This is a genomic window from Bradyrhizobium guangdongense, assembly GCF_006483445.1.
Lineage (GTDB): Bacteria > Pseudomonadota > Alphaproteobacteria > Rhizobiales > Xanthobacteraceae > Bradyrhizobium > Bradyrhizobium guangdongense_A.
In genome coordinates, this window is sequence record NZ_PPPT01000134.1 from 12,382 (window position 1) to 34,836 (window position 22,455).

At 63.9% G+C, this 22,455-nt stretch carries 24 protein-coding genes; 12 read left to right on the forward strand and 12 right to left on the reverse strand.

Going from position 1 to position 22,455, the window contains the following annotated elements:
- Position 1: 1 nt before the first annotated feature.
- The 4 genes from C2U70_RS19560 (at position 2) to C2U70_RS33715 (ending at position 2,006) form a co-directional block, all read left to right on the forward strand.
- A complete protein-coding gene (locus C2U70_RS19560) occupies positions 2–343 on the forward strand; it encodes a DUF190 domain-containing protein (RefSeq protein ID WP_140980057.1) in 342 nt (113 codons plus the stop codon).
- Positions 344–390: 47 nt separating this feature from the next.
- Entirely contained in the window at positions 391–696 is a 306-nt protein-coding gene (gene clpS / locus C2U70_RS19565) for an ATP-dependent Clp protease adapter ClpS (protein ID WP_140980058.1), read from the forward strand.
- A gap of 124 nt (positions 697–820) precedes the next feature.
- Positions 821–1,828: an ABC transporter substrate-binding protein gene (locus tag C2U70_RS19570; protein WP_246666795.1), complete on the forward strand. Its 1,008-nt coding sequence runs from the start codon at positions 821–823 to the stop codon at positions 1,826–1,828.
- On the forward strand, positions 1,758–2,006 hold the full coding sequence (locus tag C2U70_RS33715; RefSeq protein WP_283810392.1) for an FAD-dependent oxidoreductase: 249 nt from the start codon (positions 1,758–1,760) through the stop codon (positions 2,004–2,006). Before C2U70_RS19570 ends, C2U70_RS33715 begins: the two co-directional genes overlap by 71 nt.
- A 172-nt stretch (positions 2,007–2,178) precedes the next feature.
- Here C2U70_RS33715 and C2U70_RS19580 read toward each other — a convergent pair whose 3' ends face one another.
- On the reverse strand, positions 2,179–3,087 hold the full coding sequence (locus C2U70_RS19580; RefSeq protein WP_140980060.1) for a LysR substrate-binding domain-containing protein: 909 nt from the start codon (positions 3,085–3,087) through the stop codon (positions 2,179–2,181).
- Between the two features lie 107 nt (positions 3,088–3,194).
- Here C2U70_RS19580 and C2U70_RS19585 point away from each other — a divergent pair, with 107 nt between their 5' ends.
- On the forward strand, positions 3,195–4,352 hold the full coding sequence (locus C2U70_RS19585; protein WP_140980061.1) for an acyl-CoA dehydrogenase family protein: 1,158 nt from the start codon (positions 3,195–3,197) through the stop codon (positions 4,350–4,352).
- A gap of 343 nt (positions 4,353–4,695) precedes the next feature.
- Here the strand turns inward: C2U70_RS19585 and C2U70_RS19590 are convergent, their stop codons facing one another.
- From C2U70_RS19590 to fabI, 5 genes are all read right to left on the reverse strand, one after another.
- The gene (locus tag C2U70_RS19590) at positions 4,696–5,721 is read right to left on the reverse strand and encodes an aldo/keto reductase (RefSeq protein WP_140980062.1); all 1,026 of its coding nucleotides are present in this window, start codon (positions 5,719–5,721) and stop codon (positions 4,696–4,698) included.
- 404 nt (positions 5,722–6,125) lie between these two features.
- On the reverse strand, positions 6,126–7,322 hold the full coding sequence (locus C2U70_RS19595) for an adenylate/guanylate cyclase domain-containing protein (RefSeq protein ID WP_140980063.1): 1,197 nt from the start codon (positions 7,320–7,322) through the stop codon (positions 6,126–6,128).
- A gap of 80 nt (positions 7,323–7,402) precedes the next feature.
- A complete protein-coding gene (aroC, locus tag C2U70_RS19600) occupies positions 7,403–8,491 on the reverse strand; it encodes a chorismate synthase (protein ID WP_140980064.1) in 1,089 nt (362 codons plus the stop codon).
- A 79-nt stretch (positions 8,492–8,570) separates the two neighbouring features.
- Positions 8,571–9,170 (reverse strand): histidine phosphatase family protein, encoded by a 600-nt coding sequence (locus C2U70_RS19605; protein ID WP_140980065.1) that lies wholly within the window; start codon positions 9,168–9,170, stop codon positions 8,571–8,573.
- A 15-nt stretch (positions 9,171–9,185) separates the two neighbouring features.
- Positions 9,186–10,001: an enoyl-ACP reductase FabI gene (gene fabI / locus C2U70_RS19610; protein ID WP_140980066.1), complete on the reverse strand. Its 816-nt coding sequence runs from the start codon at positions 9,999–10,001 to the stop codon at positions 9,186–9,188.
- A 171-nt stretch (positions 10,002–10,172) separates the two neighbouring features.
- Here fabI and C2U70_RS19615 point away from each other — a divergent pair, with 171 nt between their 5' ends.
- Together C2U70_RS19615 and C2U70_RS19620 are read left to right on the forward strand one after the other, a co-directional pair.
- A complete protein-coding gene (locus C2U70_RS19615) occupies positions 10,173–10,661 on the forward strand; it encodes a sigma-70 family RNA polymerase sigma factor (RefSeq protein ID WP_140980067.1) in 489 nt (162 codons plus the stop codon).
- Between the two features lie 97 nt (positions 10,662–10,758).
- Entirely contained in the window at positions 10,759–11,532 is a 774-nt protein-coding gene (locus tag C2U70_RS19620; protein WP_140980068.1) for an anti-sigma factor family protein, read from the forward strand.
- A gap of 320 nt (positions 11,533–11,852) precedes the next feature.
- Here C2U70_RS19620 and C2U70_RS19625 read toward each other — a convergent pair whose 3' ends face one another.
- A complete protein-coding gene (locus C2U70_RS19625; RefSeq protein WP_140980069.1) occupies positions 11,853–12,809 on the reverse strand; it encodes a DnaJ C-terminal domain-containing protein in 957 nt (318 codons plus the stop codon).
- Positions 12,810–12,929: 120 nt separating this feature from the next.
- Positions 12,930–13,358: an RT0821/Lpp0805 family surface protein gene (locus tag C2U70_RS19630; protein ID WP_186294365.1), complete on the reverse strand. Its 429-nt coding sequence runs from the start codon at positions 13,356–13,358 to the stop codon at positions 12,930–12,932.
- Between the two features lie 113 nt (positions 13,359–13,471).
- Here C2U70_RS19630 and pdxH point away from each other — a divergent pair, with 113 nt between their 5' ends.
- Both pdxH and C2U70_RS19640 read left to right on the forward strand, forming a co-directional pair.
- Positions 13,472–14,113: a pyridoxamine 5'-phosphate oxidase gene (gene pdxH, locus C2U70_RS19635; RefSeq protein ID WP_140980071.1), complete on the forward strand. Its 642-nt coding sequence runs from the start codon at positions 13,472–13,474 to the stop codon at positions 14,111–14,113.
- A gap of 23 nt (positions 14,114–14,136) precedes the next feature.
- Positions 14,137–14,889, forward strand: a complete 753-nt coding sequence (locus tag C2U70_RS19640) for an SDR family NAD(P)-dependent oxidoreductase (protein ID WP_140980072.1) — start codon at positions 14,137–14,139, stop codon at positions 14,887–14,889.
- Positions 14,890–15,078: 189 nt separating this feature from the next.
- Here the strand turns inward: C2U70_RS19640 and C2U70_RS19645 are convergent, their stop codons facing one another.
- The gene (locus C2U70_RS19645; protein WP_140980073.1) at positions 15,079–15,297 is read right to left on the reverse strand and encodes a hypothetical protein; all 219 of its coding nucleotides are present in this window, start codon (positions 15,295–15,297) and stop codon (positions 15,079–15,081) included.
- A gap of 243 nt (positions 15,298–15,540) precedes the next feature.
- Positions 15,541–16,518, reverse strand: coding sequence for a magnesium transporter CorA family protein (locus C2U70_RS19650; protein WP_140980074.1), 978 nt, complete (start codon positions 16,516–16,518; stop codon positions 15,541–15,543).
- Between the two features lie 342 nt (positions 16,519–16,860).
- On the opposite strand from C2U70_RS19650, the gene C2U70_RS19655 reads away from it, so the two are divergent.
- Positions 16,861–17,538, forward strand: a complete 678-nt coding sequence (locus C2U70_RS19655) for a L,D-transpeptidase (protein ID WP_140980075.1) — start codon at positions 16,861–16,863, stop codon at positions 17,536–17,538.
- A 40-nt stretch (positions 17,539–17,578) separates the two neighbouring features.
- Here the strand turns inward: C2U70_RS19655 and C2U70_RS19660 are convergent, their stop codons facing one another.
- On the reverse strand, positions 17,579–18,697 hold the full coding sequence (locus C2U70_RS19660; RefSeq protein ID WP_140980076.1) for an extensin family protein: 1,119 nt from the start codon (positions 18,695–18,697) through the stop codon (positions 17,579–17,581).
- A gap of 64 nt (positions 18,698–18,761) precedes the next feature.
- On the opposite strand from C2U70_RS19660, the gene C2U70_RS19665 reads away from it, so the two are divergent.
- Both C2U70_RS19665 and C2U70_RS19670 read left to right on the forward strand, forming a co-directional pair.
- Positions 18,762–20,390, forward strand: coding sequence for a fatty-acid--CoA ligase (locus C2U70_RS19665; RefSeq protein WP_140980077.1), 1,629 nt, complete (start codon positions 18,762–18,764; stop codon positions 20,388–20,390).
- A 170-nt stretch (positions 20,391–20,560) separates the two neighbouring features.
- Positions 20,561–21,415, forward strand: coding sequence for a DUF1499 domain-containing protein (locus C2U70_RS19670; protein ID WP_140980078.1), 855 nt, complete (start codon positions 20,561–20,563; stop codon positions 21,413–21,415).
- Positions 21,416–21,442: 27 nt separating this feature from the next.
- Here C2U70_RS19670 and C2U70_RS19675 read toward each other — a convergent pair whose 3' ends face one another.
- Positions 21,443–22,366, reverse strand: coding sequence for an MBL fold metallo-hydrolase (locus C2U70_RS19675; RefSeq protein WP_140980079.1), 924 nt, complete (start codon positions 22,364–22,366; stop codon positions 21,443–21,445).
- Between the last annotated feature and the right edge of the window lie 89 nt (positions 22,367–22,455).

Here is a 22,455-nt window from a genome sequence, read left to right on the forward strand (position 1 = left end):
CATGCAGATTCCCAGTCAGGCCGTCTCGCTTCGGATCTTCATCGGCGAGAGCGACCATTTCGAGGGCAAGCCGCTCTATGAAGCGATCGTGATCAAGGCGCGCGAGCGGCACCTCGCCGGCGCCACCGTGCTGCGCGGCCCCATGGGGTATGGCAAGTCGAGCCGGCTGCACACCTCGAAGATCCTGCGGCTGTCGGAAGACCTGCCGCTGCTGATCGAGATCGTCGACAGCGAGGACAACATCAACGCATTCCTGCCCATCCTTGATGGCATGATGTCGAGCGGGCTGATCACCTTGGAGAAGGTCCAGGTCCTGCAATATGGTGCGAAGGCCGCGGGCTGATGATCTGCGGCTGGAACCCGCGGAGCCCGAGTGTTTCAGGAGGCGGAATGCCCGAGACCGTCATCAAGCCGAAAACCAGGACCAGGACCAAGGTCGAACGGCCGAAGCTGCACAAGGTCATCCTTGTCAACGACGACTACACGCCGCGTGAATTCGTCACCATGGTGCTGAAGGCCGAATTCCGCATGACGGAGGACCAAGCCTACAAGGTGATGATCACGGCGCACAAGCTCGGCGTCTGCGTGGTTGCCGTCTTCACCAAGGACGTCGCCGAAACCAAGGCGACCCGCGCCACCGACGCCGGCCGCGCCAAGGGCTATCCGCTGCTGTTCACCACCGAGCCGGAGGAATAGCGTTCGCGCAGTTTCGCGCTTTGCATTCCCTGGCCGGATCACCCAAAATGCCGCCAAGCCGGCATCCGCCGGACAACAAAGAACAGGAAACGAGGGCATGGGCGCAACGGGAAGGAGCCGCGCGGTGAGGCGCGCGTTGGCATCGGCATTGATCGCGGTCCTGTGTCTCGCCGCCGGCAGCGCGCAGGCCGCCGACAAGGTCCGCATCGGGTTGTTGAAGCTTTCGTCGGCAGCGCCCTTGTACCTCGCCAAGGACCGCGGCTATTTCGAGCAGGAAGGCATCGACGCCGACTTCAAGTTTTTTGACGCGGCCGTCCCGATCGCGGTGGCCGCCGTCTCCGGCGACATCGATGTCGGCTTCACCGGCTTCACCGCCGCCTTTTACAATCTCGCCGGCAAGGGCGGGCTGAAGGTCATCGCGGGCACGGCACGCGAGGCGCCCGGATTCCAGAACACCGCCTATGTCGCCTCCAAGCGCGCCTATGATTCCGGCCTGAAGACGCTGAAGGACCTGCCCGGACATTCCGTGGGCCTCACCCAGGTCGGCTCGACCTTCCACTATTCGCTGGGCCTGATCGCGGACAAGCTGAAATTCGACATCGGCTCGGTCAAGATCGTGCCACTGCAGTCGCTGCCCAATGTCGCGGCCGCCATCAAGGGCGGCACGTTGGACGCCGCACTCACGGCCACGACGACGATCAGCCCGGTGATCGCCTCCGGCGATGCCTTCGTGCTCGGTTTCGTCGGCGACGAGACGCCGTGGATGCTCGGCTGCGTCGTCGCATCGAGCGCAGCGATCGAGAAGAACCGCAAGCTGATCGAGAAGGTGTTGAAAGTCTACCAGCGCGGCGCCGAGGAATATTCCCGTGTTCTCTTGAAACGCGACGCGGACGGCAAGTTCGTCCGCAGCGACGAGGGCGACGCGATCCTCGGCATCGTCTCAAAATACACCGAGCAGAAGATCGAGACGTTGCGGCTCGGGCTCGCCGTGGTCGATCCCGCGCTCGACAGCGCCGACATCGCGCGGCAGATCGCCTGGTTCAAGTCACAGAAGATGGTCGATGCCGAAGTGGACGCGGACAAGATCATCGACAAATCCTTCGTGCCGGACAAGCCGACCAATCCGAAGTGACGACAACATCGTCGCCGCCGGCCGCTGCATCGACGCCGACAAGGCCGCGCTCTCCAGCGTACGCGTGATGGGCCCCTGCATGACGATGGGCGCGGTCGCCGGCAGCGGCAGCGTGCACCAGATCGACATCGATGCGCTCAAGCATCGCGTCAGGGACAATCTGGAGCGCACGGATTAGGGCGCGCTCGAATTGTTGAACCAGAGCGCGTATTCATAAATCTTCGTCGATGTCCGGTTCGCCCCGACACCGACCGCCTCTATGCAACCGCAGCAAATGTCGCGATGGGCCAGAAGCAGACCCTGAGGCAGCGTAGCAAAGCGGAGCACAGGGGATCAATTGCAGGCGCCGACTACCTCGCCATAGATCGAGCCCATTCGGAGAAAGACATGATCGGGGTCACTCTGGGATGCGTGGGCAGGTAGACCAGGAAAAAACTGTAGCCCCGAAGCGTGAGATTCGAAACTTGTACAAGTGCGCCGCTGGCGAGTTCGGGCCCGATGAGTACATCGCTGCAGATGGCGATGCCCTGCGCCGAAATGGCCGCTTCGATAGCGTGGAGTTCTTCGCGGAACGCCAAGTGCGGTAGTCCGGCGAGATCCGGCACTCGCTTGAAGCGGAGTTTCGCTTTGGTCTGCCAACGCTGCCAGGTCGGCGCATCGCGGTTTCTGGATGGCCATTCGATCTCGATCAGGGGGAAGTTCGCGAGTTCGGCAGGACTGAGCGTTTTCCGAAGGTCACCGACCAGCTTCGGACTGGCGACGACGCGAAACGTGTCGCGCATCAATTCGATGCATCGGCCCCCTGCCGGAGGCTTACGGGCGTAGCGAATCGCAATATCGGCTTCATCGGCCGCGAGATCGAGGATGGCGTCGGTTCCAAAGATATCGAGCTTGAGGCGCGGATGGGCATCTCGCCATTTGGGTAGCCGTGGCACCAGCCATCGCGCCGCAAATGCATTGGTGGCGGTAATACGCAGCCGTCCCCCAACCGCGCTTGCCCTCACTTTGTCCAGGGCCTTCGCAAATGTCGCCAATCCATCGCGGACAACCGGGAAGAGCAGTTCGCCTGCGGCCGTCAGCTTGAGCGGGCGCGGCCTTCGGCGGAATAAATCCCTGCCGCAGTGACGTTCGAGCAGCTTGATTTGATGGCTGATGGCCGTCGGCGTGACAAACAGTTCTGCCGCCGCGCCCTTGAAGCTGAGATGGCGGGCCGCGGCTTCGAAGGCCCGAAGTTCGGTAAGTGGCGGAAGATGGTGCATCGGTGAATTCTAGATGAATTCAATTCATCCAGCACCTGAATTATCTGAGCTTGCCATAATCGGGCTTTGCGGCCGAAAGTGGCTGTATTGGCAGGAGTTCTCGCGACATGCTGGCAAAATCCCCCGGCCGGGTGAACGACTATCTGGACGCGATCGCAGGGCTGGCGCCACTCATTGCCGAACACCGCCAGGCGTTCGACCGCGACCACCGGCTGCCGGACGAAGTGTTCAATGCGCTGGCGGATGCCGGGCTATTCCGCCTGTGGTTGCCTCGCGGACTTGGAGGCCCGGAACTTTCTCCGGCTGAATTCATGTCAGTCGTCGAAGCTGCGTCCTCGCTTGACGGCTCGATCGGATGGCTGGTGGGCAATGGCGCTGGCATGAGCCGGGTCGGTGGCTACTTGCAGGAGCCAGTCGCGCGAGCGTTCTTTTCCGATCCACGCACCTTCATCGTCTCCGCCACCGGCGCCGTCGGTCTGGCAAAGAGGGTGGAAGGCGGCTATCGCATCACCGGCCGCTGGCCGTTCGGTAGCGGCGCTCACCATGCGTCGCACTTTGTGGCCCTTGCAAGCACGAAGGACGTCGATGGCAACGACGAACCTCCGCGGTTTTACTATTTTGGGCGCAGCGATGTCGTAGTCCATGACACCTGGCGCGTGTCAGGATTGCGCGCCACGGGTAGCTGCGACTTCGAGGTTCGTGATCTATTTGTTCCAGAACGGCACGCGCACGACTTCATCGGGGTCCGTGCGACGCAAGACGGAGTCGTATACCGTTTGCCTGCCGTATCGGTGTTTGCCTGGACCGTCGGAACCGTTCCGCTCGGCATCGCGCGCGGCGCCCTGAATGCGTTTGGCGACCTCGCCAACCGAAAGGCCCGGCAGGGTCAGAGCTTGCTGATGCGTGACCGCGAGATCGTGCAAAGCAATTACGGACGCGCAGACGCAATGCATCGCGCCGGCCGCGCCCTGCTGATCGATGCGATGTCAGAATTGGTCGCAGCTTTGGCGGAGGACGGACCGCGCCTGATCGAAGCCCGCGCAGTGTTCAGGACGGCCTGTACCCATGCAGCGGAAACTGCATTGCGGATCGCGGAAATTCTTGCCGCTGAAGCCGGGACCAGTTCGATCTTCGAAACCTCGCCGATCGAGCGCCATCTCCGTGACATTGTAGCAGCGACCAAGCACTTCGCGATGACCCCGAACAATTATGTCGTGTCGGGACGGGTCGGGCTAGGGCTTGATCCCGGCACAACACGGTTTTAGCCACCGGAGAGTTCCATGGATCGTCCCGCGCGCGCATACGCGTGCGCCTGGCGATCTTGCGGAGTATCAACCCCGCTGAAAACGAACACTCACATTCAACGCGACCAACATCTGTTGTGGGTCATTCTCGATGGATTCATCAGGGATTGTCGGCAGGTTGATGTCCGCTTCTGCCCGTAATTGCCGAGCCGGGGTCGAGCAAAAAGCGTTGCTTTTGGCTGGGCTCCCGTGATTCAAACTCCCAAACTGGGGCTGCGGATCATGCGCTACAAAATGCCAGGCACCTTGCCTTCGTTCCACTCGCGTCAATCAGGCTATGGCTGCGTCTTGATGAGTCCGCATCCTACACCGGCGGCGGATTGCGATCGCTGAAGGTCACGCGCTGATGCCAGTACGGATAGGGCAAGGTCACCTTGCTCGCTTCGTCCAGCTTGGCGATCTGCTCCCTGGTCAAGGACCAACCGACCGCGCCGAGATTCTCGCGCAGCTGCGCCTCGTTGCGCGCGCCGATGATCAGCGTCGACACCGTCGGGCGCTGCAACAGCCAGTTCAACGCGATCTGCGAGACGCTCTTGCCGGTCTCCTTCGCGATCTCGTCTATCGCGTCGACGACGCGATAGACGTGCTCGTCCGCCACCGGCGGTCCGAACTCGGCGGTCTTGGGCAGCCGGCTGACCTCGGGGCGCGGTTGGCCGCGGCGGATCTTTCCGGTGAGACGCCCCCAGCCGAGCGGCGACCACACGACCGCGCCGAGCCCCTGGTCGAGGCCGAGCGGCATCAGCTCCCATTCGTAGTCGCGCCCGATCAGCGAATAATAGGTCTGGTTGGCGACATAGCGCGGATAGCCGTATTTGTCTGATGTGGCGAGCGACTTCATGAGGTGCCAGCCGGAGAAGTTCGAGACGCCGACGTAACGAATCTTGCCGGCGCGCACGAGACCGTCGAGGGTGGCAAGCACCTCCTCGGGCGGCGTCATCGCATCGAAGCCGTGGAGCTGGAACAGGTCGATATAATCGGTGCCGAGCCTCTGAAGCGAGGCATCGATCGCCTTCAGCAGATTCTGCCGTGACGAGCCGATGTCATTGGGTCCATCGCCGAAGCGGAACGTCGCCTTGGTCGAGATCAAGACCTTGTCGCGCCGGCCCTTGATGGCCTCGCCGAGCACGCGTTCGGACTCGCCGAGCGAATAGACGTTGGCGGTGTCGAACATCGACACGCCGGCTTCGAGACAGATATCGAGCAGGCGTCGCGCCTCGGTCGCATCCGTCGTGCCCCACGCCGCGAGGCGGCCGACGCCGCCAAACGTGCCCGTTCCCAAGCTCAAGGCCGGCACCGAAAGCCCTGATGCGCCCAACCGTCGGTATTCCATCGTCTCACTCCTCGACCAGCCGTCGTTCGACCAAAAGCGGCTCTTTTGGTGATGGTAATGCAAGCCTGTACCGCGTGCCATCGCACGCGCACATGAAAGCCATACGTCAAGCGATCCCTCTCGGCCGCTTGCGCGGCAACCCCTCGCGACATCGGAAAAAGCGCGGAGCGGTTGTCGCGCGCGACAAACGCGGACGTGTTTCTGGCGGAAATGATGTCCAAACGACGAGAAAAAGCGCGATTCTGCGGATTTTGCAGGGGTCGTCGCACACCTTGCGATGATGACAATATACACCTGATTTGCCCGACGGGTCAAGCTCTATTTCGTAAAATCCGCAATCCCTCACCCCGCCCGTCTTCTACTGTGCATGGGGTTGTTTTCGACCCCTTTTTCCAACGAGGCCCTCAGGCCATCACGACAGGCATTTCCTCGGCGAGCCCATAGACGCGCTGGGCTTCCGCAAAGCCCGCGATCGGGAATTCACCGAGCTCGGTCCAGCCGCTGTTGCAGACGCTGACGAAACTCTCCGACGCCACCACCGTGCGGCCGAGCTTGCCCGTGATCTTTTCCAGGCGCGCCGCGAGGTTCACGGCGCGGCCGATGCAGGTGAAGTCGAGCCGGTTGCCGCCGCCGATATTGCCGTAGAGGATGTGGCCGACATGGAGCGCGACGCCGAACCGAAAACGCTCCATCACGTCGCCGACGGGAACACCGAGTGCCTCGACGCTGGCGCGGGATTCGCGTGCGGCTTCCAGCACGCGCGAGCAGACCTGACCGGCATCGCCGACATATTCGTCGATCGGGAACACCGCGAGCAGACCGTCGCCCATGAATTTCAGCACCTCGCCGCCATGCGCCCGGATCGCGGCCACCTGGCAGTCGAAATAGTGGTTGAGGATCTTGACGACCGTCTCCGCGGGCAAGCGGTCCGACAATGCGGTGAAGCCGCGCAGATCCGACAGCCAGATCACGGCCTGCATGGTCTCGGCATGGCCGCGGCGGATCTGGCCGCCCATGATGCGCTCGCCGGCGCGATTGCCGACATAGGTGTCGAGCAGCATGGACGCTGTGCGGCGAAGCGTGATGATCTCGCTGACCCGCGCAAGTGGCGCCACAAAGGCCCGGATCGCCGCGATGTCGCCGTCGCTGAAACCATCGGGATGCCGCGTCATCCAGCTCGTCGCATGGACCGATCCGTCGAGAAACGGCATCGGCACCGCGACATAGTCCGTCACGCCTTCGGCGTCGCGCATCTCGCCGATGATCGGAAACCGCTCGCTGTCGGGATCGCCGCTGCGTCCCCTCACCTCGATCCCCTGCTCGAACACGATCTTGAGAGGGCTCCGGGCGAATTCGGGCGAATCCAGGATCTCGAAATCGACGGTGCCCATCTCGACCGCCTGGCCCTGTCGCCAGATGAAGTTACGGCCGAAGATTTCGGGATGCAGCGTCCGGATGAAGATGCCGAACCGCCACAGCGGCAGGCCGGCCTCGACCAGATGCTCACAGACATCGGCGATCATCCCGCCCGACTCCTTCGGCGATCTGGCGCCGTCGTTGATCAGCCAGTTGATGAGCTGCTGAAGCCGGTTGCTGTCCATGCCGCATTTGCGGACGAAGTTGCTGCAACGTCAAGCTGCGCGGCAGTCTGGTATCTCGAAGCGAAGCGCCTCGCGCCGCCTTAGCGGCCGACCTGACCGCGATCGCGCAAAAAGTGATCGGCCAGCACGCAGGCCATCATGGCTTCGCCCACCGGCACCGCACGAATGCCGACGCAAGGGTCGTGGCGGCCCTTGGTCATGATCTCGGTGTCGGCGCCCTTGCGATCGACGGTCAGGCGCGGCTGCAGGATCGACGAGGTCGGCTTCACCGCAAAGCGCACCACCACCGGCTGCCCGGTGGAGATGCCGCCGAGCACGCCGCCGGCGTGGTTGGACAGGAAGCGCGTGCCGTCATTGCCGGTGCGCATCTCGTCCGCGTTCTCCTCACCCGTTAGTTCCGCCGCGCCAAAGCCGGCGCCGATCTCGACGCCCTTCACCGCGTTGATGGTCATCATCGCGCCGGCGAGATCGGAATCGAGCTTTGCATAGATCGGCGCGCCGAGCCCCGCCGGCACGCCTTCCGCGACCACCTCGATCACGGCGCCGATCGACGAGCCGCTCTTGCGAATGCCGTCGAGATAGGTTTCAAAGAACGCCGCCTTGTCCTTGTCCGGACAGAAGAACGGATTGTTGGCGATCTCGTCCCAGTCCCATTTGGCGCGATCGATCTTGTGCGGGCCGATCTGCACCAGCGCGCCGCGCACCTTCACGTCCGGGATCACTTTTCGCGCGATCGCGCCGGCGGCAACCCGCATTGCAGTCTCGCGCGCGGACGAACGCCCGCCGCCGCGATAGTCGCGCAGGCCGTACTTCGCCTCATAGGTGAAGTCGGCGTGACCCGGGCGAAACTTGTCCTTGATCTCCGAATAGTCCTTCGAGCGCTGGTCGGTGTTCTCGATCAACAGCCCGATCGGCGTGCCCGTCGTGACCTGCACGCCGGTCTCCGGATGCGCCATCACGCCGGAGAGGATTTTGACCTGGTCCGCCTCCTGGCGCTGCGTGGTGAAGCGCGACTGGCCGGGACGGCGGCGATCGAGGTCGCGCTGGATGTCGGCCTCGGTCAGCGGGATCATGGGCGGGCAACCGTCGACAACGCAGCCGATCGCCACCCCATGGCTCTCGCCAAAGGTGGTGACGCGGAACATATGGCCGAAGGTGTTGAAGGACATCTTTGCTCGCTAGCTCGGTTCCGGCGTGTGGTAACGCGCGGGGGCACGGCGGTCAAACCTGCCCGGCTCAAGGCCGGAATTAACTATACTTCGTCAGCCGTCCGTCGCGGAACACGTAAACGGCGCCCTGCTCGATATAGAGATCGGCGGCGCTGGCCGGTGTCTCCAGGCCGAGCGAGACCATCAGGGCCCGCGCGGTGCCGCCATGGGCGACCGCGACGGTGTCGCCGGCAAGCGAATTGTACCAGTCGCGCATGCGGACCTGGACGTCCAAATAGGTCTCGCCGTCCTTGGGCGCCACGGTCCATTTGTCGGCGAGACGCCTTGCGTACACGTCCGGATCGGCGGCGTCGCTCTCTGCGAGCGTCAGCCCCTCCCACACGCCGTAGCCGATCTCGCGCAGGCGATCGTCGAGCGCGTAGTCGGCGAGCGGCAGGTCGAGCTTGCCGCGCACGATCTCCATGGTCTGGCGTGCGCGCCCGAGTGGGCTCGACACGTAAGGCAGCGAGGTCTTGCCGCGTCCGTCGCGCGCGAAGAGATCGGCGAGGATGCCGGCGGCCTGAACCGCCTGCGAGCGCCCGCGCGCGTTGAGCGCAATATCCTTGGTGCCCTGCAGCCGGCCGAGTGCGTTCCACTCGGTTTCGCCGTGGCGAAGATAGTAGATCGTTGGCGCAGGCATTGCTGGTGCTGAAGATCAGTCCTTCCCACCGAGCGAGATATCAGGCGCCTCCGGCCGCTTCATGCCCAGCACGTGATAGCCGGAATCAACGTGGTGCACTTCGCCGGTGACGCCGCGCGACAGGTCGGACAGGAAATACAACGCGCTGCCGCCGACGTCCTCGGTCGACACGTTACGCCGCAGCGGCGCGTTGTATTCGTTCCACTTCAGGATATAGCGGAAGTCGCCGATGCCGGAGGCGGCGAGGGTCTTGATCGGGCCCGCCGAGATCGCATTGACGCGGATATTCTTCTCGCCGAGATCGGCGGCGAGATAGCGCACGCTGGCCTCCAGCGCCGCCTTTGCCACACCCATGATGTTGTAATGCGGCATCCATTTTTCGGCGCCGTAGTACGAGAGCGTGATGAGCGAGCCACCATCGATCATCAGCTTCTCGGCACGCTGCGCCACCGCGGTGAACGAATAGCAGGAGATCAGCATCGACTTGCTGAAGTTTTCCTGCGTGGTGTCGACATAGCGCCCCTCGAGCTGCTCGCCATAGGCGATCGCATGCACCAGGAAGTCGATCTTGCCCCACTTCTCCTTCAGCACCGCGAAGGCGGCGTCGATCGACGCAGCATCGGTGACGTCGCAATGGCCGAGCACGAGACCGCCGACCTCGGCGGCAAGCGGCTCGACGCGCTTCTTCAGCGCATCGCCCTGATAGGTGAAGGCGAGCTCGGCGCCGGCGGCGTGGCATGCCTTGGCGATGCCCCAGGCGATCGAGCGGTTGTTGGCGACGCCGAGGATGACCCCGCGCTTGCCTTGCATCAGACCGGAATTCTGCGCCATCTGCTGTGTCCAATCGTGCCGGATTTTTCTGGTTTGGAGGTACACCAGCCCTCCATTGCGGTACAGTCCTAATCCGCGGCGTTAACGCTGTTTCCGCGTCCGGAATAGCCGTTCCACTCAGGGGTTATGATGGGTAAGGCGCTCGCGCCGGACCAATCGAATCGAGGCGGCATGAGTGCGTTTCGCCAGAGTGTGGAAGCCATGATCCCGGCGTTGCGCCGCTATGCGCGGGCGCTGGCGCGCGATGCCGACGTGGCCGACGATCTGGTGCAGGACACGCTGGTGCGCGCGCTGCGTTCGGAACGGTTGTTTCTCGGAGGCGATGTCAGGAGCTGGCTCTACACGATCCTGACCAACCTCAACAAGAATCGCCGCCGGTCGCTGGCGCGTCGGCCGCAATTCATGCCGCTGTCGGAGAACAATCCCGACGCCAGCGGCACGGAGGCGGAAGGGCGCGATATCGAGAAGGCGCTGGCGACGCTGGTCGAGGAGCAGCGTTCGGTGCTGCTGCTCGTGATGCTGGAGGGCTTGAGCTATCGCGAGGTCGCCGACATCCAGGGCGTGCCGATCGGCACCGTGATGTCACGGCTCGCGCGTGCCCGGGCCCACATCAAGGCCTCGCTCGAAGGGACGCGGCCGGCGCTGAGACGGGTGAAATGATGGCAGGTTTCATGCAACGGACAGTACAGGCCACCGACAAGGGACCGAGGGATTTGAACCGCAGAGAATTTAGGCCGACGAGCCAGAGACGACCGCAATGACCGACGACCGCAAGATTTCAGTTACCGAAGACGAATTGCACGCCTATGTCGACGGCGAGCTGCCGGCCGAGCGCCGCGCCGATGTCGAGGCCTGGCTTGCCGCCCACCCGGACGAAGCCGAGCGGGTGCAGTCCTGGCGGACGATGGCCGAGCTGCTGCACGCCCGCTACGATGCGGTTGCGCAGGAGCCGGTGCCGAAGCGGCTCGAGATCGAGCGGCTGGTGCGACGTCCGCGGCAATGGATTTATGGCGCGGCCGCGGCCGTTCTGGTTGCCTTCGTCGCGGGCAGCGCGACCGGCTGGGTGGCGCATGGCGCCGCCAGCAAGCCGTCGGTCTTCCAGGCCTTCACGGTCGACGCGCTCGACGCCCACCGCCTCTACGTGGTCGAGGTCCGGCATCCCGTCGAGGTGCCCGGCAACGAGCGCGCCCATCTGCAGGCCTGGCTGACCAAGCGCTGCGGCTGGACGGTGTTCGCACCGGATCTGGAGGCAAGCGGGCTAAAGCTCGTCGGCGGCAGGCTTCTGCCGGGACCGAACGGACCGGCGTCGTTCCTGATGTATGAGGGTGCCTCGGGCGAACGCTTCACGATCTACACCGCCAAGACCGAAAGCGGCGAGACGCAGATGCGCTACGCGGCGATGGACAAGGACAGTGCGCTGTTCTGGGCCGATCGAGGTGTCGGCTACGTCGTGAGCGGCGGCGGCGATCGCGATCGTCTCACCAAGGTGGCGCGATCCGTGTACGACCAGGCCGAGAAAAACGGCATCTAGACAACCGCGCGATCACGCCGCCCAGATTCGGACATCGAAAATTTGGAATCACGTCATGGACGCGTCTCATTATCGCACCGGATGATCACGCGAAAATGAGTAGCGTTCGATCCGCCGATCGACGCGGGCGGCCTCGATTGGGGTTTTTGGTACCGCGCTGGTCCCCCTCTCGAGGCCGCACCTTATCGGCGGCTGCCAAGCTGTGTTGGCAGCCGACACGATACGATAGCGTCGAAGCGCCATCGCGCTCCAGGCGTTAGTTTGAGCATCAACCTGCTTGGGAAATGCTCTGCGGCCGCGACGGGGCTCGAGCCTTTGAGTTAGCCCAGCCCGCTACGCGGATTGTAGGGGTGTTGGTCCCGCCACTTTTGCATCAATGCCTCAAGCTCGGCATCGTTCCCGTCCGGTAGCATGATCCGGGTGGTGACGAAGAGGTCGCCGGTCCCGCCGCTCTTCGGCAGGCCCTTGCCCTTGAGGCGGAAGGTCCGGCCGGAGGACGTGTTCTTCGGGATCGTGAGTTCGACCGCGTTGCCAAGCGTCGGCACGCGAACCTTGCCGCCGAGCACGGCTTCATAAAGCGTGACCGGCAGATCGACCCGCAAATCGGCGCCGTCGACCTTGAAGAAGGCGTGCGGGGCGATCGTGACCGTGATCAGGAGATCGCCGGGCGGATGCCCGGGCGCGGTCTCGCCCTGCCCCTTGAGCCGGATCTGCTGGCCGCTGGTGACGCCGGCCGGAATCTTGACGTTGAGCTCCTTGCCGGTCGGCAGCCGGACGCGTTTCTCGCCGCCCTGCACCGCCTCTTCCAGCGAGACGGTCATGGCGACGTTCAGGTCGAGATCGACCCCGATCCCACCCGTATCGAACTCGAATTGGGGACCGCCGGCGCCCGCGCGCCCGCGTCCGCCGCCACCGAACATGCTGTTGAGGATGTCCTCGAACGCGCCGCCGCCACCCGGACCGGCGCCGCCGGACCGGAACGTATAGCTCTCGAACCCGCCGGGGCCGGCACGGCCGCGCGGGCCGCCACCGCCCGGAAACCCCTGGAAGCGCGGCTTGCCGTCAGCGTCAATCTCGCCCCGGTCGAACTGCTTGCGCTTGTCCTCGTCGCCAAGGATTTCGTTCGCCGTATTGAGCTCGGCAAAGCGCTCGGCCGCCTTCGGGTCGTTCTTGTTGCTGTCGGGATGATGCTTCTTGGCGAGCTTGCGATAGGCGCTCTTGATCGCGGCAGCGCTGGCGCTCCGCGGCACCCCCAAGACCTCATAGGGGTCGCGCATCCGTCACGTCTCCTTCAGAGAAAATCGATTGTTCCAAAGGGCTCCCCGCCCCACCTGACATTCATCTGGGGTGCCCGTTGCATTTTTGCAACTCCAGCCTATTCCGGCAGTGGGGCTAAATTAGCTCCGCCACGGCTTTAGCGTATGAATCTCCCAACGGCCATGGCCTGCCTGGCAGCCGGCGCCCTGAAGCCAGCTTTCGGTGCGGCCGTTGACGTAGCTCGCCAGGAAGTCCCGGCACTTGCGGCCGTCCTCGGCGGCGTAGGACTGCGCGATCGGGGTCACCGAGCCGCGCGCCCCCGTCTCCGGGTTCTCCCAGTGCTGACTGGCGTCCTTGTCGCCCTTGCTCAGGACGTCGGAGGCAGCGTTGCGGGTAAAGGCCAGATCGGTGTCGGTCGGCGGCGCCTCTTTTTCCGGGATCGAGCCGGTGACGTCGCTGTCGTCCATCTTGGCCATCGGACCCTTCTCGAGTCTCTTGGCGAGCTGAGCGCTGTCATTGCGCGAGAAGCTGCAGCCGCCGCTCCCGAGCCCGATCAGAATCATCGTCATGACGAGGCCGGAGGGCCGGATCGCCGATAGGCCAACGCGTCCCCATGCCCTATATAGGGCAACAGTGGACAACAGCGCGCTTCGGGCCGCGGTACGCAACTCGGACTCCAGACATGACCGACACGACCTCCATGAAACACCAGACACCCTTAACATCCGGTGATTTCACCGCCGCCGAGGAACCCTTTGCGCTGTTCGATGCCTGGCTGAACGAAGCGATCAAGAGCGAGCCGAACGATCCGAACGCCATGGCGCTCGCGACCGTCGACGAAGACGGGCTGCCTGACGTGCGCATGGTGCTGATGAAAGGCTTCGATTCCGACGGTTTCGTCTTCTACAGCCACATCGCCAGCCAGAAGGGCCGCGAACTCGCCGCAAATCCTAAGGCCGCTTTACTTTTTCACTGGAAGTCGCTGCGCCGTCAGGTGCGCATCCGCGGCAACGTGTCACCCGTGACGGACGCCGAGGCCGACGCCTATTTCGCCACCCGCCCGAAGCAGGCGCAGATCGGCGCCTGGGCGAGCAAGCAGTCGCAGCCGCTGGAGAGCCGCTTCGCCTTCGAGCAGGCGATCGCGAAGGTCGCCGCCAGGCACGTCATCGGCGAGGTGCCGCGGCCGCCGGGCTGGAGCGGCTGGCGCATCACGCCTGTTCGTATCGAGTTCTGGCACGATCGCCCATTTCGCCTGCACGACCGCATCGAATTTCGCCGTGACGCGGCCGGCCAGCCGTGGTCCAAGACGCGGATGTATCCGTAGAGTTTGTGACCTGAAAGATGTCCATGCCGCATTCGTCCAATGCGCCGCGCCGCACGCTGCTCCTGACCGGAGCGAGCCGCGGCATCGGCCATGCCACCGTGATCCGCTTCTCCTCCGCGGGCTGGCGCGTCATCACCTGCTCGCGGCATCCGTTTCCGGAAGATTGTCCGTGGGACGCAGGGCCTGAGGATCATATCCAGGTCGACCTCGCCGACCCCGCCGACACGACGCGCGCGATCTCCGATATCCGTAACCGCCTCGAAGGCGGCATGCTGCATGCGCTGGTCAACAACGCCGCGATCTCGCCGAAGGGACCCGGCGGTTCGCGGCTCGGCTCGGTCGATACCGACCTCGACACCTGGACGCATGTGTTTCACGTCAACTTCTTCGCGCCGATCATGATCGCGCGCGGCCTGATCGAGGAGTTGAAGGCCGCCAAGGGCTCGGTCGTGAACGTCACCTCGATCGCCGGCTCGCGCGTGCATCCCTTCGCCGGCGCCGCCTACGCCACGTCAAAGGCTGCGCTCGCATCGCTGACGCGCGAGATGGCCTCGGACTTCGGCCGCATCGGCGTGCGCGTCAACGCGATCGCGCCCGGCGAGATCGACACCTCGATCCTGTCGCCCGGCACCGAGAAGATCGTCGAGCAGCAGATCCCGATGCACCGGCTCGGCACGCCGGACGAGGTCGCCAAGATCATCTATGTCTTGTGCACGGAAACGTCGTCCTACGTGAACGGCGCCGAGATCCACATCAATGGCGGGCAGCACGTGTAGGCACTCTCGTCATTGCGAGCGAAGCGAAGCAATCCAAACTGTCTCCGCGGAGGGATTGCTTCGTCGCTTCAGCGAAAAATTGCTTCGCAATTTTGTCGCGCGCTCCTCGCAATGACTGGAATTTAGACGGAAGCAAGGCAATCCAGACGAGGCCGCCGCAAGACCTGGATTGCCTTCACTCTTCCGTTCTCAATCGGCGCGAATCCGACGTGACGGCTCACGCAGCCGCGGCGCGGCCACTGTGAACGCAGTCGAGCAGTCGTCGTCATTCTCGCCGTCGAGCAGCGGAGCACCACAGTGCCGGCACATCCGTGCCGACAGCGACGGCGCCTTGCCGCTCGCCGCGACCTGACGATAGCTCGCCAGATCGATGACGTTGCGGGGCGTCGTTATGTGTTTCTCAACCATGGCTGTTCCTCGCGGCTACACACTGCTTATCGCAGACAAGTTTCGCCCAACCGTTCAGCCCAATGCTCAAATTTTACCGGAGGAATTGGGGCGGCGCTGACACGTCACCGCGCAGCCTGAATCCCGCTCTATTCTGCGACACCATCAGCCGTCTCTCTGCGACCGGTGTAAGGTCTCAGTAGCTATCTTTGTTTTGAGCATGATCTCTTCGGAAAACCGCTGCACACTTTTCCGGATCATGCTCTAGAGCCACTTCTTCCACTTAAAAATCCAGTACGGCACGATCGCCGCGATCAGCATCATCACCAGCGCCATCGGATAGCCGTGGACCCATTCGAGTTCCGGCATCATCTTGAAGTTCATGCCGTAGATCGAGGCGATCAGGGTCGGCGGCATCAGGACAACCGCCATGACCGAAAACAGCTTGATGATGTTGTTCTGCTCGAGATTGACGACGCCGAGCATGGCGTCGAGCACGAAGGTGATCTTGTTGGAAAGGTAGGAGGCGTGATCGGTCAGCGAGGCCACGTCGCGCTGCATGGTCTTCAACTGCTCGCGCATGTCCTTGGACCATTTCACGCCCTCCACGACAGCCGAGAGGAAGGCGACGACGCGGCCGATCGACACCAGGCTTTCACGAACCTTGGAGGTCAGGTCGCCCTTGCGGCCGATCGAGATCAGGATTTGCGAATATTGCTTGGCGTGGCCGTGGCGCTCGCTCTCCGGCTCGAAGATGTCGTGGCTGACCTGGTCGATGTCGGCGCCGCAGCGCTCCAGAATGTCGGCGCAGCGATCGATGACGGCGTCCAAAAGCTCCATCAGCACCATTTCGCCGGTGATGGCGGGGGTGCAGGACCGGGCGAGCTTGGCCTCGACCAGCGAGAACGGTTTTGGCTGGTCGTAGCGGACCGTCACCAGGCGGTGGTCGCCGAGAATGAAGGTCACGGCCGTGGTCCGGGGCATGTCGGTGTCGGACTGGCACATCAGCGTCGCCGTCATGTAGCGGGCGCCGTTCTCGATATAGAGACGGCTGGAGATCTCGATCTCCTGCATGTCTTCCCGGGTCGGGATGGCGATGCCGGCGAGCCGCTCCACCGCCTTGTCCTCCGCGCCGGTCGGACTGACCAGGTCGATCCACACCGCGCTCTCCGGCAGCGCCGTGAGATCGTCGACAACCATCTTCTTCAGGGAGGACTCGGAAGGAACAAACACCGAAAACATGAACAACTCCAACCAGGGCCGCGCCTGACGACCAAGAGCCCTTAACCCGATTCTGACAAGTCCAAGATGACAGCCACATTAACGGAGCGTTCGCATTTGTGGCGGCCAGGCGGCACAAGCGTGGCACGGATTCGACAGTCAGGCTGCTCTTGCCCAGAAATCAGCCCGGAGTCGAAAAACTTGCGGCAAAAAAGCCACAGCTGGCGTCCTGCAGCGCGGGATAAGGTCCTCAGTGCTGGAATTGTGGCAGATTTCGACGATAATGCGGGGATTAACGGAGTCGTGGAACTTGGGTGGCAAGCTCAGGTTTTGCGAGCGGGTTGTTTCGATTGGAACCTAGCCATGTCGTCGCTGAAAGTTACGTTTGGGATTTTGGCCGCCGGCCTGATGTTGTCGGGCTGCATGCAGGCCACGACCTGGGAAGCAACCAACACGCAGAACTTCAAGCCGCGTGACAAGGATCTGCTCTCCAAGGTGAGCTACGTGAAGACGCCGGTTGCAGAGCCCTTCCGCCGCGCCATCGTCGACTATCACCGCAAGGAGACGCCCGGTTCGATCGTGGTCGATTCCGACAACCATTATCTCTACTTCGTGCAGGACGGCGGCAAGGCGATCCGCTACGGCATCACGGTCGGCGAAGAAGCCATGGCCTGGTCGGGCATTGCCAAGATCGGCAGCATGACCGAGTGGCCGGCCTGGCACCCGACCCCGAGCGAAATCTCGCGCCTGGGCGTGCCGACCTTCGTGGCTCCGGGCCCGGACAATCCGATGGGCTCCCGCGCGATGTATCTCTACTCGGGCGGCAAGGACACGCTGTTCCGCATTCACGGCACCAACCAGCCTGAATATATTGGCGCCTCGATCTCCTCGGGCTGCATCCGCATGACCAATGAGGACGCGATCGACCTCTACAACCGCGTCAAGGTCGGCACCATCGTGGTCGTGCTCGAGCCGAAACACGGCGACTCCCCCTACAATTCGCGTCTCGCGCTGCAGGGTGGCGGCACCAGCCAGTTCTAAAGCCGGACCACTTCTCAAGGTTTTCCAGAAGCGCCGGTTCTCACCGGCGCTTTTTCGTTGCCGGCCGGCGTGGTGGCTCGGGCTCGGCAGCAGGCGCCTCCTCAGGCTCCGCATCCGGCTTGGTCGCCGCAGCGCCGGTGCCGTTCTTCGCTCCGTCCGTCTTGGTCCGGTCCGCCTTGGTCCCGTCCGTCTTGGCCGCGACCTCGCGCGGCGGAGCCTCCTCCGGGCGCTCGGCCGGCAACAGCGGCGCGATGCGCGGCAAGGGATCCCAGACGTTCCACTGGCAGATGCGATAGTCGTTGCGCCGCTGCATGATGTCGAGGTGGATATGGTCCTCGTGATACCAGTCCGAGCCCGGCCCAAGCACGGTCGTAAAGCGGCTGCAGACCGAATGCAGCACGCGCTCACGCACATCCCGCGCCACGGTGCGATCGGTCAGGTTGATCGACTGGCCATTGGCGAGCTTGAAGGCGCGGACGTCGAGCGCATTGGCGCGGCCGTGTTCCGACAGCATCGCGCCCGCGACGCGGTTGCGGCCGCGGCACTCGAAGGAATCGAAATTGTCGAGCTCGCTGACTGTGGAGCCTTGGCTCGCCGCGAGCGGCGCCACGTCGGACCGCACCCAATCGGCAATCGCGGACGCCATGGCGCAACGAAGGATCGCTGCCGGCTTCACCGACACCTTTCGCTTGTCGGGCAGCACGATCGCTTCCAGCCGCACCAGATCCTCGCCGCCGCAGCCGCCGGGACCCTTGATATCGGGGATCGAAGGCGCGATGGCGATCTCCTCGGTCAGCGCCTGCCGGCAGGCGGACAATTGCCGCTCCGGCGGCGCCGCCGGTTCCGCCGATTTCTCGGCCGCGGGCTTTTCCACGGCCGCAGGAGCCTCCTGAACGGCCTTGGGCGCTTCGGCCGGGCGCGGCCGTGGTAGCGGTATCTTCGCCGCGTGAACCGTCGCGCGCGGCTTGGACGCGGATTTGGACGTGGGCTTCGGCGTGCCGAGACCGAACAGGTCGAGCGGCGGCGGATATCTGCGCGCCTGTGCCGGCTCGGACGGCAGCAAGGCTGCGCCCAGCGCAACGGTAACCATTGCCGCGCCGGCGGACATAAAGCCGCGACAAGACCATTTGCGGCGATGGTTCCGCAGGCTAAAATTCATGACAATTCTTTGGCCTGCGCTGAGGGCGATAACAAGTCCAGCGAACACTCGGAGGAACGTCGGAATGCTTGGTTTGATGCAAGATTGGCCGCTGCTTTGCCACCGGATCATCGAACACGCGGCAAAAATTCATGGCAAGCAGGAGGTCGTGACCCGCTCGGTCGAGGGACCGATCCATCGCACCAACTATGCCGAAATCCACGGCCGCGCGCTCAAGGTCTCGCAGATGCTGGAGCGCGACGGCATCAAGCTCGGCGACCGTGTCGCCACCATTGCCTGGAACACTTGGCGCCACCTCGAGGTCTGGTACGGCATCATGGGCATCGGCGCCATCTGCCATACGGTGAACCCGCGGCTTTTCCCCGAGCAGATCGCCTGGATCATCAACCATGCGCAAGATCGCATCGTGATGACCGACATCACCTTCGTTCCCGTGCTGGAGAAGATCGCCGACAAGCTGGGAAGCGTGGAACGCTACGTCGTGCTCACCGACAAGGCGCACATGCCGGAGACCAAGCTGAAGAACGCGGTCGCCTATGAGGACTGGATCGCGCAGGCCGACGGCAACTTCACCTGGAAGGACTTCGACGAGAACACTGCAGCCGCGATGTGCTACACATCAGGCACGACGGGCGACCCCAAGGGCGTGTTGTATTCGCACCGCTCCAACGTGCTGCACGCGCTGATGGCCAACAACGTCGACGCGCTCGGCACCAGTGCCTCCGAGACGATGCTGCCGGTGGTACCGTTGTTCCACGCCAATAGCTGGGGCATCGCCTTCTCCGCACCGTCGCAGGGCACCAAGCTCGTGATGCCCGGCGCCAAGCTCGACGGCGCCTCGGTCTATGAGCTGCTCTCAACAGAGAAGGTGACGCACACCGCCGGCGTGCCGACGGTGTGGCTGATGTTGCTGCAGCACATGAGCGCCAACAATCTGAAACTGCCGGACCTCAAGATGGTGATCTGCGGCGGCTCGGCGATGCCGCGCTCGATGATCAAAGCCTTCGTCGACATGGGTGCGGGCGTGCGCCACGCCTGGGGCATGACCGAGATGAGCCCGATCGGCACGGTGGCCGCACTGAAGCCGCCCTTCTCCGGAACCAGCGGCGATGCACGGCTCGACGTGCTCCAGACCCAAGGCTATCCGCCCTTCGGCGTGGAGATGAAGATCACAGACGATGCCGGCAAGGAGCTGCCCTGGGATGGCAAGACCTTCGGTCGCCTCAAGGTCTCGGGGCCCGCGGTCGCCAAGGCCTATTACCGTGTCGACGCCAACATCCTCGACGGCGACGGCTTCTTCGACACCGGCGACGTCTCGATGATCGACCAGGACGGCTACATGCGGATCACCGACCGCTCCAAGGATGTCATCAAGTCCGGCGGCGAATGGATCTCCTCGATCGACCTGGAGAACTTGGCGGTCGGCCACCCCGCGGTGGCGGAAGCGGCCGTGATCGGCGTCTTCCACCCGAAATGGGACGAGCGTCCGCTGCTGATCGTCCAGCTCAAGCAGGGCCAGCAGGCCAGCCGCGAGGACATCCTCAAGTTCATGGACGGCAAGATCGCAAAATGGTGGATGCCTGATGACGTCGCCTTCGTCGACGGCATTCCGCACACGGCCACCGGCAAGATCCTGAAGACGGCGCTGCGCGACCAGTTCAAGGACTACCGCTTCCCCAACGCAGCGGCATAAGGCGCAACACTCCGTCATTCCGGGGCGATGCCAACGGCATCGAACCCGGAATGACGCCTGATACAACGGCCGGAACCCTTGAATTTGCAGCCGGGGCATGGTCTCAACGGCCATCGTCGCGCCGGTTCGGCCGGCGCCGCCCCTCAAAACTCCGGCAGAGTTCGACCCCGATGGCCCGCAGGTTTTCCGCTCCCTACCAGTCGGAGCCCGTGTCCAGCCTCGCGACCTGGGCGCGAAACCTGGCCGTGTTCGCGGTGGTGGCGGTGGTGGTGTCCATCATCATCGTCCGGTTCGGCTTCCTGGAGATCAAGCCGGCGCTCGCGACCTTCTTCGGCGGGCTGGCAATTGCCGCGCTTTCCATCCTGCTCGGGCTCGCGGGCTTCGCCGCGATCTGGCAGAACGGTTCGCGCGGCATGGCGCGCATCCTGCTCGCCTTCCTGATCGACGGGCTGATCCTCGCCTATCCCGCCTACCTCGCTTTGCAGTACCGCAGGCTGCCGGCGATCCACGACATCACCACCGATCCGATCGATCCGCCGCGGTTCGAAGCGCTCGCCCGCCTGCGCACCGGCGACGGTGCCAACCCGGCCGTGTATGCCGGCCTCTACTCCGCCGAGCAGCAACGCCAGTTCTATCCCGAGATCGAGCCGGTCGAACTCGAGATCTCCGCCGACCGCGCCTATGCGATCGCGCTCCAGCTCGTCAACAAGCGCAAATGGCTCGTCATCGACGAGCGCGCGCCACAGCCGCCGCGCCGCGTCGGCCGCATCGAGGCGGTGGCGCGCTCACCGATCATGGGCTTTCGCGAGGACATCTCGATCCGGGTGGTTGCCGATGGCGAGGATTCCCGCGTCGATATCCGTTCCGCCTCGCGCTATTTCGAGAGCGACCTCGGCAGCAACGCCGCGCGCGTGAGCAAGTTCATCGAAGATCTCAATACCGCGGCCGACTCCGACGCGCTCAAGCCCGTCAAGAAGACTCCGGTGGCGCCGGCCAAGCCGGTTGCGAAGACGGTGAAGAAGTGACGCGATAGCGTCATCCGGGGCGATGGGTTAGGCGCCGGCCATCCGGTACGTCCCGCCGATCACGGGATCGCCGTCGGTCGCCACCACGCCACGGGCGACGAGGTCTTCCAGATGCGCCAGCACCGAATAGCCGGCCGCCGTGGTGAGCCGGGGATCGATGCCGATATAGATCGCGCGCACCATGGTCGGGATGTCGGTTTCGCCCTTGGCAAGCCGATGCAGGATCGAGGCCTCGCGCGCCTTGCGGTGGCGGATCAGGAAGCGCACAAAGCGCTGGCCATCCGGGATCTCCGGCCCGTGGCCCGAGAAATACAGATCTTCCTCGCGCGCGGCGAGCCGTTCGAGCGAATCCATGTAGTCGATCATCGAGCCGTCGGGCGGCGCCACGATCGAGGTCGACCAGCCCATCACGTGATCTCCGACGAAGGTGAATTTGCGATCCGGCCAGGCGAAGGCGAGATGGTTCGCGGTGTGGCCGGGCGTCGCCACGGCCTCCAGCCGCCAGCCGGCGCCCTCGATGACGTCGCCATGTGCCACCTTCACGTCAGGTGCAAAGTCACGGTCGGAGCCCGATTCCGGATTGTGCTTCTCGCTCTCGAAGCGCGGGCGCGAGGCGCGATGCGGGCCCTCGGCATAGACGGTTGCACCCGTCGCCTGCTTGATCCGGGAGGTATTGGGCGAGTGGTCGCGATGCGTATGGGTGACCAGGATATGCGTGACGGTCTCGCCCTTGACGGCATCGAGCAATGCTGCCGCATGGGCCGCATCGTCAGGACCGGGATCGATGATCGCGACCTTGCCGGTGCCTAGGATGTAGCTGACCGTGCCGGTGAAGGTGAACGGACTGGGATTGTTGCAGAGGACGCGCCGCACGCCGGGACGGACCTCTTCAACGACGCCGGGCTTGAGCGGAAAGTTGCGGTTGAACGGGACGTCGTCGTTGTCGGACATGGCTTGCTCATACCTTGCTGACTTCGTCATGCCCGGCCTTGTGCCGGGCATCCACGTTCTTCGCGTGGTTCAAGACGTGGATGGCCGGG